The organism is Ruegeria sp. AD11(2025) (genome assembly GCF_056542405.1).
Window position 1 is genome coordinate 67,787 of the sequence record NZ_JBQFZU010000006.1, and the last position, 14,347, is coordinate 82,133.

15 protein-coding genes and 1 riboswitch are annotated in these 14,347 nt (G+C 60.7%); of the genes, 2 read left to right on the forward strand and 13 right to left on the reverse strand.

What is annotated here, in order from left to right:
• Positions 1-58 precede the first annotated feature (58 nt).
• Together ACR1XY_RS07810 and ACR1XY_RS07815 are read left to right on the forward strand one after the other, a co-directional pair.
• On the forward strand, positions 59-982 hold the full coding sequence (locus ACR1XY_RS07810; RefSeq protein WP_480591840.1) for a hypothetical protein: 924 nt from the start codon (positions 59-61) through the stop codon (positions 980-982).
• Between the two features lie 25 nt (positions 983-1,007).
• Positions 1,008-2,564, forward strand: a complete 1,557-nt coding sequence (locus ACR1XY_RS07815) for a phosphate ABC transporter substrate-binding/OmpA family protein (RefSeq protein ID WP_480591843.1) — start codon at positions 1,008-1,010, stop codon at positions 2,562-2,564.
• Positions 2,565-2,568: 4 nt separating this feature from the next.
• Here ACR1XY_RS07815 and radC read toward each other — a convergent pair whose 3' ends face one another.
• From radC to dnaK, 13 genes are all read right to left on the reverse strand, one after another.
• The gene (gene radC, locus ACR1XY_RS07820; protein WP_480591846.1) at positions 2,569-3,324 is read right to left on the reverse strand and encodes a RadC family protein; all 756 of its coding nucleotides are present in this window, start codon (positions 3,322-3,324) and stop codon (positions 2,569-2,571) included.
• A gap of 35 nt (positions 3,325-3,359) precedes the next feature.
• Positions 3,360-4,094, reverse strand: a complete 735-nt coding sequence (locus ACR1XY_RS07825; RefSeq protein ID WP_480591849.1) for an ABC transporter permease — start codon at positions 4,092-4,094, stop codon at positions 3,360-3,362.
• A complete protein-coding gene (locus ACR1XY_RS07830; RefSeq protein ID WP_480591852.1) occupies positions 4,091-4,819 on the reverse strand; it encodes an ABC transporter ATP-binding protein in 729 nt (242 codons plus the stop codon). The genes ACR1XY_RS07825 and ACR1XY_RS07830 overlap by 4 nt, the downstream gene beginning before the upstream one ends.
• Positions 4,816-5,490 (reverse strand): thiaminase II, encoded by a 675-nt coding sequence (tenA, locus tag ACR1XY_RS07835; RefSeq protein WP_480591856.1) that lies wholly within the window; start codon positions 5,488-5,490, stop codon positions 4,816-4,818. Before tenA ends, ACR1XY_RS07830 begins: the two co-directional genes overlap by 4 nt.
• Complete coding sequence (locus ACR1XY_RS07840) at positions 5,487-6,422, reverse strand: ABC transporter substrate-binding protein (RefSeq protein WP_480591860.1); 936 nt, start codon at positions 6,420-6,422, stop codon at positions 5,487-5,489. Before ACR1XY_RS07840 ends, tenA begins: the two co-directional genes overlap by 4 nt.
• A gap of 20 nt (positions 6,423-6,442) precedes the next feature.
• A complete protein-coding gene (locus tag ACR1XY_RS07845) occupies positions 6,443-7,405 on the reverse strand; it encodes a ThiF family adenylyltransferase (protein WP_480591863.1) in 963 nt (320 codons plus the stop codon).
• Positions 7,402-7,998 (reverse strand): thiamine phosphate synthase, encoded by a 597-nt coding sequence (locus tag ACR1XY_RS07850; protein WP_480591866.1) that lies wholly within the window; start codon positions 7,996-7,998, stop codon positions 7,402-7,404. The genes ACR1XY_RS07845 and ACR1XY_RS07850 overlap by 4 nt, the downstream gene beginning before the upstream one ends.
• Positions 7,995-8,759, reverse strand: a complete 765-nt coding sequence (locus ACR1XY_RS07855) for a thiazole synthase (protein ID WP_480591868.1) — start codon at positions 8,757-8,759, stop codon at positions 7,995-7,997. The genes ACR1XY_RS07850 and ACR1XY_RS07855 overlap by 4 nt, the downstream gene beginning before the upstream one ends.
• Positions 8,760-8,761: 2 nt before the next feature.
• The gene (gene thiS, locus ACR1XY_RS07860) at positions 8,762-8,956 is read right to left on the reverse strand and encodes a sulfur carrier protein ThiS (RefSeq protein ID WP_480591871.1); all 195 of its coding nucleotides are present in this window, start codon (positions 8,954-8,956) and stop codon (positions 8,762-8,764) included.
• Positions 8,940-9,917 (reverse strand): FAD-dependent oxidoreductase, encoded by a 978-nt coding sequence (locus ACR1XY_RS07865; protein WP_480591874.1) that lies wholly within the window; start codon positions 9,915-9,917, stop codon positions 8,940-8,942. Before ACR1XY_RS07865 ends, thiS begins: the two co-directional genes overlap by 17 nt.
• Positions 9,914-10,717, reverse strand: coding sequence for a bifunctional hydroxymethylpyrimidine kinase/phosphomethylpyrimidine kinase (gene thiD / locus ACR1XY_RS07870; protein ID WP_480591877.1), 804 nt, complete (start codon positions 10,715-10,717; stop codon positions 9,914-9,916). The genes ACR1XY_RS07865 and thiD overlap by 4 nt, the downstream gene beginning before the upstream one ends.
• Before the next feature lie 46 nt (positions 10,718-10,763).
• A riboswitch (TPP riboswitch) is annotated at positions 10,764-10,870 on the reverse strand.
• A gap of 131 nt (positions 10,871-11,001) precedes the next feature.
• The gene (gene dnaJ, locus ACR1XY_RS07875) at positions 11,002-12,156 is read right to left on the reverse strand and encodes a molecular chaperone DnaJ (protein ID WP_480591880.1); all 1,155 of its coding nucleotides are present in this window, start codon (positions 12,154-12,156) and stop codon (positions 11,002-11,004) included.
• Between the two features lie 74 nt (positions 12,157-12,230).
• On the reverse strand, positions 12,231-14,141 hold the full coding sequence (gene dnaK / locus ACR1XY_RS07880; protein ID WP_480591883.1) for a molecular chaperone DnaK: 1,911 nt from the start codon (positions 14,139-14,141) through the stop codon (positions 12,231-12,233).
• Between the last annotated feature and the right edge of the window lie 206 nt (positions 14,142-14,347).

Here is a 14,347-nt window from a genome sequence, read left to right on the forward strand (position 1 = left end):
ATATTGGCCGTGATTGACCATCAATGTGCGACTCGCTCCTTCAACTGGGGAGGGTGTCTTGTTTGTAATTAAGAACTACGTGACCACCGGCGGCACTGTCGTATGCGCGTTGGCGATTGGTTACCTGATGCAAAACGGGTTTCCTGCCGGACCAAACGGTTCGCAGGATCCTGAAATTGTGGCCACCGCCCCGAACGCAGCTGTGTCCGGGCTGGAGGACATTGTCCTGACTTCCTCGCCACCCGCTCCGGGAACGGACCAGATCACATCATCGACGCAACGGACGTTAAAGCCCCGCCGGTCAACGCCCTCTGACCGCGCCGATTGTGGCCTCAGCGCCCGGGCTCGTGCCGTGCCCGGTGCCGCCGCCCGCCTGATCGTCAAAGCCCCCTGCCACGGCAATGAGCGGATCGAGGTGCATCATAGCGGTCTGACCGTCACGCAGGAAACAGACGCAAACGGCACATTGGATCTGACTATACCGGCCCTGTCGGAATACGCGATCTTTCTGATCTCGCTTGACGATCAGAAAGGGACCGTAGCCACCACTCACATTCCCGACATTGGCCAGTATTCCCGCGTCGCCCTGCAGTGGCAGGGTGAAACCGAGCTACAGCTGCATGCGCTGGAATTTGGCGCCAGCTATGGCGACGCGGGTCATGTCTCGGCCGGGTCCGACACGCAGGGTACGGGCAACGTCGTGCATCTGGCACAGCCTGCATTTAATGATGCCCGCAACGTGGAGGTCTACTCTTTTCCAGCGGCGCAGTCGCCCCAATCTGGGTCGATCGTTGTGACGGTCGAGGCCGAGGTGACCGAGGCCAATTGCGGTCAGGACCTGAGCGTTCAGTCCCTGGAACTTCAGTACGACCGGAGCTTGCGTTCGCGTGACCTGACGCTGAACTTTCCGGATTGTTCCAGAACCGGTGAGTTTCTGGTGTTGAATAATCTGTTTCAAAACCTGACAATCGCGGCAAACTAAACCCGCAGGCAGGCTCGAATTTCCAATGACATTTCTTCGTGTGGCGGCGGCCGCACTGTTTTCGGCAACATTTGCCTCAGCTGTTCAGGCGCAAGACATTACGCTCACCTCTCATGACGGCAAGGTCGAGGTGACCGGAACCCTTCTGGGCTTCGATGGCGAGTTTTACCGCGTCGACACCCAGTTCGGCGAGCTGACCGTCGACGGCTCAGGGGTCAGCTGCGACGGACCCGCCTGTCCCAACCTGATCGACTTCGTGGCTGAACTGCGGTTTTCGGGATCGTCCGTTATGGCCGAGAAGGTGCTGCCCGCGCTTCTGATGGGCTTTGCTGAACAGGAGGGGTTGTCCGCAAAGCCCCTTACGAAGCAAAGCGACAAACTGATGTATGAACTGCACCAGACCGGGCGCGAAGCCCCGCTTGGACGGTTCTTTTTCGACATCGGCAATACAGGTCGCGGTTTTACCGACCTGATCGCAGGGCAAACCGATATCGTGATGGCCTTACGCGAAATCCGCCCGGCTGAGCACAAGGCCGCCGAGGCCGCCGGTCTGGGAGACCTGACCCGTGCGCGCCGGTCGCGGGTTGTGGCACTGGACGCGCTTGTTCCCATTGTGGCACCCGGCAACCCGGTCCCGCATATTTCCCTATCCGATCTCGCGCTGGTGCTGTCCGGTGAGATTGCCAACTGGTCTGCCCTGGGTGGGCCGGACGCACCGATTGCCTTGCATCTGCCCGATGCCGGGTCGGGATTGGCGCAAGGGGTCCAGGATCGTTTTCTAACCCCCGCCGACGCTTCCCTGTCGAACACCGTCCTTCGACATACGCGTAGCAGCGACCTGGTGCGTACTGTGGCCGATGATCCCTTTGCCATCGGTATCGCCAGTCAGGCCGAGGCCGATATGGCCCGTGCCTTGCCGCTGGCCGGAGGATGTGGTCATGCTCTGATGGCCACCCGGCAAACGATCAAGACCGAGGATTACCCGCTGACCTCGCCCATGTTCCTGTATCTGCCCCAGCGCCGCCTCCCCCGTATCGCCCGTCAGTTTCTTGCCTATACCCAAAGCTCTGAGGCACAGATGGTGATCCGCGATGCGGGTTTTGTCGATCAGGCACCCGAGAGGATGCCCATCGAACTGCAGGGAAACCGGTTTGCAAATGCCGTTGCCTCGGGCGGCGCCGAGGTTGGTCTGGAAGAGCTGCAGCGTATGGTCACGACGTTGCGGCCTTTGTCCCGTTTGTCGTTGTCTTTCCGGTTCGAGACAGGGTCCTCGCGGCCCGACGCGCAATCGCGGTCAAACATCCAGCACCTGGCCCAACAGCTTGAGGCTGGTACGCTGGATGCACGCAAACTGGTCTTTGTCGGCTTTAGCGACGGCGAAGGCGAAGCAGCGGCCAATGCGCAGATTGCCCTGCTGAGGGCAAAAACGGTGCGTAATGCGGTGCTGGCTGCGGTGGAAACCGCGATCCCCGACAGTATCGAACTTGAGGTCGACGGGTTCGGCGAGGCCATGCCGATGGCCTGCGACGACACCGATTGGGGCCGCAAGGTCAACCGCCGGGTCGAGGTCTGGGTTCGGTAGCCCGCTACAGATACCCTTCCGATCGAAAGCTCAGTTCATTTGATTTTCCGATGATCAGGTGGTCATGCAGTGTCAGGCCCAAAGCCAGACAGGCGTCCTGAATCCGGTTGGTCATGTCGATATCTGACTGCGACGGGGTCGGATCGCCTGATGGGTGGTTGTGCACAAGAATCAGAGCCGATGCATTCAGTTCCAGCGCCCGTTTCGCCACCTCACGCGGGTAGACCGGCACGTGATCGACGGTGCCCTTGGCCTGTTCCTCATCTGCGATCAGTACGTTCTTGCGGTCCAGATAGAACACCCGGAACTGCTCGGTCTCGCGATGGGCCATGGTTGTGTGGCAGTAATCCAGCAACGCGTCCCAGCCCGAGATCACATGTCGCTGCATCACCCGCGCACGCGCCATGCGGTGGGCGCAGGCCTCGAGGATTTTCAGGTCGGTGATGACCGTATCCCCAACGCCCTTGATCTGGCGCAGCCGTTCTTCGGGCGCGGTCAGCACCCGGTTGAAATCGCCAAATGTATCCATCAGCGCCCGTGCCAGTGGTTTGACGTCCTGCCGGGGGATGGATCGGAACAGGGCCAGTTCCAAAAGCTCATAATCCGGCATCGCCGCTGATCCACCGGACATGAACCTTTCGCGCAGCCGTTTGCGGTGATCTTTGATATAGGATGGCAACCGCCCCGAAGGCAGCGGCTGCACCGGGGCTTCGTCAGTTTCAAACAGCATCGGGGCTTCGGCAAAGGCGTCCTGGGTCATACGCCAAGACTGGCGCAGAATCGGTTTCCGAAAGGTTAACGCGCCTCACCCGCCATGCGGGCCGTGGCGCGGCGGACCAGCATATGCAGCAGGATCGAGAACACCCCCAGCGTCAGCATCGCCGCAAACATCAGATCGGTCTTGGCCCGGCCATTGGCCAACAGCATCAGATACCCCAAACCTTGCGAGGAACCGACCCATTCACCGATCACCGCCCCGATGGGCGCATAAACCGCCGCCAGTCGCATCCCCGACGCCAGCGAGGGCAAGGCGGCCGGTATCCGGATATGCCACAACACAGCGCGCGGGTTGGCCTGCATGGTGCGCGCCAGATCGAGATACCCGGCTGGCGTCCGCATCAGCCCGTCGAAAAAGGACGAGGTAATCGGGAAATAGATGATCAGCACCGCCATCGCCACCTTGGACCACAACCCGTAGCCCAGCCAGAGGGTCAACAGAGGAGCCAGCGCAAAAACCGGCAGCGCCTGCGTGAACACCAGCATCGGTTGCACCAGAACCCGCGCGGCGCGGGAATTGGCCAGTTGCAACGCAGTGACCACCCCCAGAACCGTGCCACAAGCAAGCCCGACCACCACCTCAATCGCAGTGATCCACGTGTGTTCGGCAATCAGCCAACGGTTCTGCCACCATGTTTCTGCGACCAAGGCGGGTCCGGGCAGGATGAATTTGGGCAGACCGGTCAACGAGACAATGGCCTGCCAGACCGTCAGTGCAAACAGGGTCGCGGCAAGGGCCGAAAGGTACTTCACGCCGCCTCCTCTCGCAAAAGACGCAGCAGCGCACCTTGTGTCTCCAGCGACCCAAGGTCATCGACCTTGCGCGGAACGGGCGCGGCTGGCGGCTGGCAGGGGGTCAGGCCGTGCTGAGTCATCACCAAGATGGACTGGCCCAGCCGGGCGGCCTCGGCCGGGTCATGGGTGACCAGCAGGACGGTCCGCCCCTGCAAAGCCTCAGCCGCCAGATCCTGCATGTCCGCGCGGGTGCGGGCGTCGAGCGCTGAAAACGGCTCATCAAGCAGCACAATCGGCCGATCTTCCATCAACGTGCGCGCCAAGGCCACGCGCTGCCGCTGCCCTCCCGAGAGTTCGCGGGGTCTCTTGGTCACGTGATCCTGCAGGCGCATCCTTTCGATCAGCCGGTCGCGGCGGGCAAGATCCGGCTTCTCACCCCGCAGCCGCGCGCCCAGTGAAACATTCTGCGCCACCGTCGCCCAGGGCAACAGCAGATCGTCCTGCGCCATATAGGCTACGCGCTCGGTCACCAGTTGGATATCGCTGGCCGCAATCTTGCCGGTGAACTCAGCCCCGGTGTCCAGCCCTGCAATCAAGCGCAGAACCGTGGTTTTTCCAACACCCGACCCGCCCAACAGGCACGTCCATTGCCCCGCCCCAAGGGTCAGCGTCAACGGTGCGAACAGAGTCGCGCCACCGATTGTGGCCGAACCGCTGATGGTCAGGTCGGGTGCCGGGGTCACGGGGTCAGGCCCATTTGCCAGAAATTCACCTCAAGCTCTGTCGCGGTGCGGAAGGTCCGACACAGACGTTGCCACCGCGGTGAGGCCTCGAAATCCACCCCAATGCGACGTGTTAGAGCCGTATCCAGCAATTCTCCGACCGCCTGACACGCCTCTTGAAAGTCTGGACTGGCATAGGTGTTGATCCAGTCCTGATAGGTGACGGATGTGGCCTCGGTGGCCAACCGGGCACCGATCTCACCATATCCCATCACACAGGGCGTCAGCGCGGCCAGCAGGTCCAGCAGATCGCCACTATACCCGGCCTCGAGCACGAAGCGGGTATAGGCCATGTTTTCCGCCCGTTCCTCGGTCGCGAACAATTCTTCGCCCGAGATGCCTTCTGCCGCGCAAATACCGATATGCAGCTGCATCTCTTCGGCCACCAGCGCGTTTACCGTCGCAACAGCTGTCAGCATCTCGGAATGGGTCTCGGATTTCACCACCGCCAGTGCCCAGGCGCGGGAAAAGTGGATCAGGAACACGTAGTCCTGCCGTAGGTAATGCAGAAACGCCGCGCGCGGCAGGGTGCCGTCCTTCATCCCTTCGACAAAGGCGTGGCGGGTATAGTCCCGCCACGACCCTTGCGCCGCATCACGCATCAGCGTGAACGCTTTGCCGTATCCGCTCATTGCACGGTCACGTCGATGGTGATGTCGCTGACCGGGTTGATGCTGTCGATCATGCCGCTGTCTTTCAGGAATGCCTCGAACCGGGCATATCGGCCAGCGTCAAAGCCCGCGGGACGCAGGGCAAAGCGGGGCAGCGTGTCGACCCAGGCGCGGGCGTTCAGCTCATCCTGCAACTCGGGCGAAGTGGCGGCGAAAATCTCCCAGCTTTTCTCCGGGTTGTTGACGATGAACTGGGTCGCCTTTTCGGTGGCAGCCAGAAAACGTGCAACCTTTTCGGTGTCCATTGTTTCGGGGTTGGCCACATAGATCAGCTCATCGTAGGGCGGTACACCTTCTTCTTCGATATAAAAGCACCGGCCGGCTACGCCTTCGATATCCATCTGGTTCAGTTCAAAGTTGCGGAAAGCCCCGATCACCGCGTCCACCTGACCGCTCATCAGTGACGGCGATAGCGAGAAGTTCACGTTGATCATCTCGATATCGTCCAGCGCGACGTCATGGGTGTGCAGCATCGCCGACAGAACCGCCTCTTCCACACCGGCGACAGAGAACCCGACTTTCTTGTCCTTGAGGTCGGCCAGCGTTTCAATCGGACCATCCTCAAGCACCAGCAGGCAGTTCAGCGGAGTAGCAACCAGTGTGCCGACGCGTTTCAGCGGCAGGCCCTCGTGAATCTGCAGGTGCAACTGGGGCTGATAAGACACCGCCAAATCCGCCTGACCAGCGGCCACCAGACGCGGTGGCGCCGAGGGATCGGCGGGCGGAATGATTTCGACCTCAAGCCCCTCATCGGCGAAGTAACCGTTTTCCTGTGCCACGATAATGGGACCGTGGTCGGGATTGATGAACCAGTCCAGCAGAACGGTCATCTTGTCTTCGGCCCAGGCGGGCGCGGCGGCCAGCAGGGCGATCATTGTGATCAGTTTCTTCATGTCTCGCGTTTCCTTTTCGCTCATGAGGTCGAGGCCGCGACGAGGACAATCTCGCCCGGCCAATCCGGTTGCAGTTCTTCAGCGGCCCGCCACGCGCGAAGGCCGGTAGCGCAGCAAAGCGCCAGTCTTTTCCCTTTATTTGGCTCTGATTTGAGTGACTCCACGGATTCGCGCCGGACATTGGGATGGATCGGATCTGGGACCTCATCCGGACCGCGCAATTCGATGATCAGGTCTTCTGAGGTCAGTTGATTGGCCGAAATGAAAGCAAAGCGCCGTTCTGGCTCGGGAGCTCCGTCAAAGCGAAATGTGGTGCTGCGGAACGTTTGCCCATCGATCTGCAACATCTGTCCCAGCGGCGAAGGCTGAAGGCCAAGGATCAGGTTCAGTGCCATCTGCGCCTGCATCGCGCCGATAATTCCCACGACGGGGCCGAGCACACCAGCCGTCGCACAGCTTGCACCGCTGTCAGGTGCATCGGGAAAGACCGCCCGCAGGGACGGCGCTCCACCGCAAAAGCCGCCAACATATCCCGTGAACCCCAGCACCGATGCTGAAATCAAAGGCCTACCGAGCGCGAAACAGGTGTCAGACAGGACATAGCTGGCCGCATAGCTGTCAGCGCAATCAAGAACCAAATCAACCTGTTCCACGGATTCAGTCACATTTTTATTTGTCAGAGTCTGTTTTTTGGCAATCACAATGACTTCCGCGTTCAGGGATCGACAGCGATCCGCCGCGACCTCAACCTTCGAACGGCCGCTGTCTGCCTCGGCAAACAACGTCTGCCGGTGCAGGTTCGACAGCGCGACCTCATCACGGTCCATGATGGTCAATTGACCTACCCCAGCCCCCGCCAGTAGTGGCAGCGCCGGGGCAGCCAGCCCGCCCGCGCCCACCACCAGAACGCGCGCGACGGACAGGCGGGCCTGTCCTTCTGCCCCGACCTCGGGCAGGATTGTCTGACGAGAGTAGCGGTTCATCGCGTGGCCTCGATCCATTGGCGCACGCGGGCCTCTGGATCAGCGTTCAACGTGATATCAGTGACGGCTGATACGATATCGGCCCCCGCCTGCAACACACCCGGCGCGCGTTCAACGCTCATCCCGCCGATACCGACCAGAAGGATTTTACCCACCCGCGCCTTCCATTCGGTGACCCGGGGCAAACCCTGCTGATGCCACTTCATCTTTTTCAGGATCGTCGGATAGACCGGCCCTAACGCCACATAGTCCGGGTCTATCGCCAGAACCCGCTCCAACTCATCGTCATCGTGGGTCGAGACGCCCAGTTTCAGCCCCGCCTTGCGGATGGCAGTCAGATCGGCCGCGTCCAAGTCCTCCTGTCCGAGGTGAATCCAGTCACACCCGGCCTCAATCGCCTGCTGCCAGTAGTCGTTGATCACCAGAACCGCGCCATGCTGGCGGCAGAGATCGCGCGACAGGGCAATCTGTTCGCGCACCACCGCATCGGGCTGGTCCTTGATCCGCAACTGTACCAGTTTCACACCCAAGGGCAGCATCCGGCGCAGCCAATCCGAGTGGTCGAAAATCGGGTAAAACCGGTCGAGGGTCATGACAGAAAGGCCTTTCCGATCACCGGGGTGGAGGGTTCCGCCATATCGCGCGCTTCGATCGGGTCAGCCTGATATGCCAATTGTCCGGCCTCAATCGCCAGCATCATCGCGCGGGCCATGGCGGTAGGATCTCCGGCCCGTGCCACCGCGGTGTTCAGCAGAACGGCGTCATATCCCAGCTCCATCGCCTGCGCCGCATGGCTGGGCAGTCCGATCCCGGCGTCGATCACCAGCGGTACCTCCGGGAATTCAGCCCGCATCGCGCGCAGAGCGTATACGTTGTTCAAGCCCCGGCCCGACCCAATGGGCGCCCCCCAGGGCATCAGAACCTCGCAACCCGCCGCCAGCAGACGTTCTCCCACAATCAGGTCGTCAGTGGTGTAGGGGAAAACCTGAAACCCGTCCCCGGTCAGGACGCGTGCGGCCTCGACCAGTTGAAACACATCCGGCTGGAGGCTGTCGGTGTGACCGATCAGTTCCAGCTTGATCCACCTTGTGTCAAACACTTCCCGCGCCATATGGGCGGTGGTCACGGCCTCTTTGACGGTGTAGCATCCGGCGGTGTTCGGCAGGACCAGCACACCCATGTCGCGGATCATCTGCCAAAAGGTTTGCCCGGCCCCGGCTTCGCGCCGCAGCGACACAGTGGCAACCCCGGCACCACTGTCCCGAAACGCCTGTTCCAGGATCGCGGGGCTGGGATATTGCGCCGTACCCAGCATCAGAGGGTTGGGCAGTTGGGTGCCGTAGAAGCTCTTCATTTTCACCCCCCCTGCATTGGCGCAACAACCTCGACCCGGTCGCCATCAGCCAGTTTGTGGGTAATGCGCAGACCCGAGGGCACGAAATCCTCGTTGACGGCCGTCGCCACCCGGCCTGAGAACCCGCATTCGACCAGCAGGTCCGAGAGGGTTTCGGCGCGCACCTCGCGCGATTCACCATTAAGCTCGATCTTCATCGACCATCTCCGAATGTTTGTTATCCAGCGCCAGATCCGCCACGCCCTGCGCCAGCGCCGGGGCCAACAAATAGCCGTGGCGGTATAGTCCGTTGGCATAAATCGTGCGCCCCAGCCGCCGGATACGCGGCAAGTTGTCAGGAAAGGCCGGGCGCAGATCGACCCCGATCTCGAGCACTTCGGCCTCACCAAAGGCGGGGTTCAGCGCATAAGCCGCGCTGAGCAGTTCCAGCATCGAGCGCGCGGTGATGCGGCTGCTGTCCTCGCTTTCGATCATCGTCGCGCCCAGCATGTAAATACCGTCGCCACGGGGTACGATGTAAAGCGGCATCCTTGGGTGCAGCAGACGCACGGGCCGCGTCAGGGTCACGTCCGGGCAGCGGATTACCAGCATCTCACCCTTCACGCCCCGCAGATCATGCAGCACTTCGCGGGCGTGCAAACCCCGACAGTCGATTGCGTTTTCAAGCCGCGATGGAGCGAGTTTGCGGTGGAATTGAACCCCGTGTTCCAGCAAATGCTTATGAAGGTCCCGCAAGGCCTGGCGTGGGTTTAGATGCGCTTCATTCGTGAAATGGAGACCCTTGCTGAATCCGTTCAGATCAGGCTCTAACTTGGCGATTTGGGGCTGCTCGACGTCCCTGTAGCCTTCGGTCCGGCGGGCAAACCGGCGCAGATCGGGCAGGTCGCGCGGGCGGGCCACGACCAACGTGCCCCGCCGGTCCACCGGCGTTCGCTTCGCCCACCAGCCCAGCGCAGCCTGACCCAACCGCAACACCGGCTCCTCGGCGTTTTCATACTCACACCAAGGGGCCAGCATACCGCCCGCCCACCAGGAACACCCATGCGGACCCGGAGGGCCGGCGGGATCGAAGACCTGAACCCTTACTCCGCGCGAAACAAGCTCGCTGGCCACGGCCAAACCGGCCACACCCGAGCCTATGACCGACCAGACCGTCACGCGGGCCAGACCCGGTGAAAATGGTGGACCGGCCCGTGTCCATGTCCGATCATAAGACCGTCCGCCCGGGCAATAGCGCCCTGCAGGTACTCATGCGCCTGCGCGACGGCCTCAGTCAGGCCGAAGCCCCGAGCCAACCCCGCTGCAATCGACGACGACAAAGTGCACCCGGTGCCATGTGTATTGCGCGTTTCGCGCCGAGAGGCGGTGAACTCGGCCACCCGACCGGAGGTATCAACCAGCAAGTCATAGCAGATTTTCCCGTGGCCATGTCCCCCTTTCATCAGCACCGAACCCGCGCCCAACCCACACAAGGCAAGCCCTTGCGCGATCATCTGATCGGGAGAGTCGGCCTCGGCACCACCCAGTAAACAGGCGGCTTCGGGCAGGTTCGGGGTCAGTACGGTAGCGCACGGCAGAAGAAGATCGCGCAAAGTCTGCACCGCGTCCCGCGCCAACAACGCATCGCCGGATTTCGCAATCATCACCGGGTCCAGCACGACGGGGCCATCAAACCCGGCAATGGATTCCGCAACCGTTTGTATAATCTCTGGCGTCGCCAGCATCCCGATCTTGATCGCGCCGACGTCCAGATCGGTCAGAACCGCCTCGATCTGGGCGGACACCACATCCAGCGGTATCCCATGCACCGCCGTCACCGCTTGGGTATTCTGCGCCGTCACTGCCGTAATCACGCTGGCGCCGTACACGCCCAAGGCGGACATCGCCTTGAGGTCTGCCTGTATCCCGGCCCCGCCACCACTGTCCGAGCCCGCAATTGTCAGGGCAATATGCGCCATATCGTTGCTCCAATTCAAAATGGGCAACGGGGCATGGAAAACGTCTTAGCACTGTGAGACCGTTCCCTACGCCGGTATTGCCCGGATCAGGTTCGATGGGTTAGCGCATTTACGCCTCTCAGCCCTTTGATCAGGGCACCCCAACGGTTGGGCGGACAATCTCAGGGGTTGGCAGGGGAATCAAGGGCCAATTTTGGCGCAGTTGACAGGCAAACTGGACTTATGGGGTGAAAAAAAGCCGGCCCATTGGACCGGCTCATTTATTACAATTACTGGATGCGGACTCAGCCTTTCATCCCGTCCCAAAAGGACTTGACGGAAGAGAAAAAGCTATTCGATTCCGGGTGGTTATCCTCACCCAGATCGTCGAACTCGCGCAGAAGTTCTTTCTGGCGAGCCGTCAGGTTGACCGGAGTTTCCACAGCCAGTTCGATGAACATGTCACCAACACCGCCGCCGCGCAGGGCAGGCATACCCTTGCCGCGCAAGCGCATCTGACGGCCCGATTGGCTACCGGCCGGAATCTGCACGCGACCACGGCCACCGTCAATGGTCGGCACTTCGATCGATCCGCCCAGCGCGGCCTTGGCCATGCTGACCGGCACGCGGCAATACAGGTTCACGCTGTCGCGTTCGAACAGTTTGTGATCGGACACTTCGACAAAGATATACAGATCACCCGGAGGACCACCGCGCATCCCGGCCTCACCCTCGCCTGCCAGGCGGATTCGGGTACCGGTTTCGACACCGGCGGGGATATTGACGGACAGCGCGCGTTCTTTTTCGACGCGACCTGCTCCGCTACAGGACTTGCAGGGATTCTTGATGATCTGGCCCAATCCGGAACAGGTCGGACATGTGCGTTCAACAGTAAAGAAACCCTGTTGCGCACGAACCTTGCCCATGCCCGAGCAAGTTGGACAAGTGACTGGTTCCACACCACCTTCAGCACCCGAACCGTCACAGGCCGAACAGGCAACGGCTGCGGGCACGCTGATGGTTTTCTGCAGGCCCGAGAACGCCTCTTCCAGTGACACCCGCAGGTTATAGCGCAGGTCGGACCCGCGTGCGGCCCGACGTCCGCCACCAGCGCCACCGCGTTGGCCACCCATGAAATCGCCGAACAAATCGTCGAACACATCAGAGAACGCGCTGGAGAAATCGCCTTGACCGAAGCCGCCGCCGGGACGACCGCCGCCACCGCCCATGCCGTTTTCAAAGGCGGCATGACCAAATCGGTCATAGGCGGCCTTTTTGTCGGCATCGCGCAGAACGTCATAGGCCTCGTTGGCTTCTTTGAACTGCGATTCAGCATCCGGGTTGTCCTTGTTGCGATCGGGATGCAATTCTTTGGCCTTCTTGCGAAAGCCCTTCTTGATCTCGTCCGCCGATGCGCCCTTGGACACGCCGAGCACATCGTAGTAGTCGCGTTTTGACATCAGTGTTTCCTTCTGCCTCAACGTAATCGGGCCGGCCCGGCAACCGGACCGGCCCGAATTGGCCCGGTTACCCGTTAGTTACGCTTATCGCCGTCCAGATCTTCGAACTCGGCGTCGACGATGTCGTCATCACCAGCCGGAGCAGCATCTGCCGCTGCAGGTTCGTCGTCGGCCTCTTCGGACTGCGCCTTGTAGATGGCCTCGCCCAGCTTCATCGCAGCTTCGGTCACGTTCTGGATACCGGACTTGATCTTGTCAGCATTTTCGGTTTCCAGCTCGTCCTTCAGTGCGGCAATCGCCAGCTCGATGGCTTCGATGGTGGTCGGGTCGACCTTGTCGGCATGCTCTTCCATCGACTTTTCAGTCGAATGGATGAGGCTTTCCGCCTGGTTCTTGGCATCGACCAGCTCGCGGCGTTCCTTGTCGGCTTCCGCGTTCTCTTCGGCATCCTTGACCATCTTTTCGATGTCCTCGTCGGACAGACCGCCCGATGCCTGGATGGTGATCTTCTGCTCTTTGCCGGTGCCTTTGTCCTTTGCCGAAACCGAGACAATACCGTTGGCGTCGATGTCAAAAGTCACCTCGATCTGAGGCATGCCACGCGGTGCGGGCGGGATGTCTTCGAGGTTGAACTGACCGAGGATCTTGTTGTCCGCAGCCATTTCACGCTCACCCTGGAACACGCGGATGGTTACGGCGTTCTGGTTGTCCTCGGCGGTCGAGAAGACCTGAGACTTTTTCGTCGGGATCGTGGTGTTGCGGTCGATCAAACGGGTGAACACGCCACCCAGCGTCTCGATACCCAACGACAGCGGGGTCACGTCCAGCAGAACCACGTCTTTGACGTCACCCTGCAGAACACCGGCCTGAATGGCGGCACCCATGGCAACCACTTCGTCCGGGTTCACACCTTTGTGCGGCTCTTTCCCGAAGAACTTGGTGACCTCTTCGATCACTTTCGGCATCCGGGTCATGCCACCGACCAGAACAACTTCGTCCACGTCGGCAGCCGACAGACCGGCGTCTTTCAGAGCAGCGGCACAAGGCTTCATCGACTTCTTGATCAGGTCCGAGACCAGCGATTCCAGCTTGGCACGGGTCAGTTTCATGACCATGTGCAGCGGCTGACCGTTCGAGCCCATCGAGATGAACGGCTGGTTGATTTCGGTCTGCGAGGTCGAGGACAGCTCGATCTTGGCCTTTTCTGCGGCTTCCTTCAGACGCTGCAGGGCCATCTTGTCTTTCGACAGGTCGACGCCGTGTTCCTTTTTGAACTCGTCCGCCAGGTAGTTGACGATGCGCATGTCAAAGTCTTCACCACCCAGGAAGGTGTCGCCGTTGGTCGACTTAACCTCGAACAGGCCGTCGTCGATTTCCAGAATGGTCACGTCGAAGGTACCGCCACCGAGGTCATAAACCGCAATGGTTTGGGTTTCTTGCTTGTCCAGACCATAGGCCAGCGCGGCAGCAGTCGGCTCGTTGATGATCCGCAGCACTTCCAGACCGGCGATTTTCCCAGCGTCCTTGGTGGCCTGACGCTGTGCGTCGTTGAAATAGGCCGGAACGGTGATGACCGCCTGCGTGACTTCCTCACCCAGATAGCTCTCGGCAGTTTCCTTCATCTTACCCAGAGTGAAGGCCGAGATCTGGCTTGGGGAGTACTTTTCACCGCGGGCTTCCACCCACGCGTCGCCATTGCCGCCATCGACGATGGCATACGGCACCATTTTCTTGTCTTTTTCGACTTCTGCATCATCCACACGACGACCGATCAGACGCTTGACGCCAAAGATCGTGTTGTCAGGGTTGGTGACCGCCTGACGTTTGGCAGGCTGACCGACCAGTCGCTCATCCTCGGTGAAGGCGACGATCGAGGGCGTGGTCCGCGCCCCTTCTGCGTTTTCGATGACCTTGGGCTGCGAGCCGTCCATGATGGCCACACACGAGTTGGTGGTCCCGAGGTCGATTCCGATTACTTTTCCCATATGTTCAATCCCTTTCTCTTCAAGGCGATGTCCGAGGTCCGAACCCGTTATGGCACCCGGCCCCGATCTGATATGCACGAACGGTCCTACACCATCGCGCGTCCCGGCGTATATAAGGGCGTGAAACGAGCCCTGCAAGCGGTGTAAAAGGCAGGTTTTCGGGAATCTGCAGCCTTTTTGGCAAGGTTTTGGTTAGGATTGGGGAA

Excerpts from the sequence above, each read along its gene's own strand:
- thiS (WP_480591871.1), bottom strand. The coding sequence starts at position 8,956 with ATGAAGATCGAGCTTAATGGTGAATCGCGCGAGGTGCGCGCCGAAACC.
- ACR1XY_RS07840 (WP_480591860.1), bottom strand. The coding sequence starts at position 6,422 with ATGAAGAAACTGATCACAATGATCGCCCTGCTGGCCGCCGCGCCCGCC.
- ACR1XY_RS07850 (WP_480591866.1), bottom strand. The coding sequence starts at position 7,998 with ATGACCCTCGACCGGTTTTACCCGATTTTCGACCACTCGGATTGGCTG.
- thiD (WP_480591877.1), bottom strand. The coding sequence starts at position 10,717 with ATGGCGCATATTGCCCTGACAATTGCGGGCTCGGACAGTGGTGGCGGG.
- ACR1XY_RS07815 (WP_480591843.1), top strand. The coding sequence starts at position 1,008 with ATGACATTTCTTCGTGTGGCGGCGGCCGCACTGTTTTCGGCAACATTT.
- tenA (WP_480591856.1), bottom strand. The coding sequence starts at position 5,490 with ATGAGCGGATACGGCAAAGCGTTCACGCTGATGCGTGATGCGGCGCAA.
- dnaK (WP_480591883.1), bottom strand. The coding sequence starts at position 14,141 with ATGGGAAAAGTAATCGGAATCGACCTCGGGACCACCAACTCGTGTGTG.
- ACR1XY_RS07845 (WP_480591863.1), bottom strand. The coding sequence starts at position 7,405 with ATGAACCGCTACTCTCGTCAGACAATCCTGCCCGAGGTCGGGGCAGAA.
- radC (WP_480591846.1), bottom strand. The coding sequence starts at position 3,324 with ATGACCCAGGACGCCTTTGCCGAAGCCCCGATGCTGTTTGAAACTGAC.
- ACR1XY_RS07855 (WP_480591868.1), bottom strand. The coding sequence starts at position 8,759 with ATGAAGAGCTTCTACGGCACCCAACTGCCCAACCCTCTGATGCTGGGT.
- dnaJ (WP_480591880.1), bottom strand. The coding sequence starts at position 12,156 with ATGTCAAAACGCGACTACTACGATGTGCTCGGCGTGTCCAAGGGCGCA.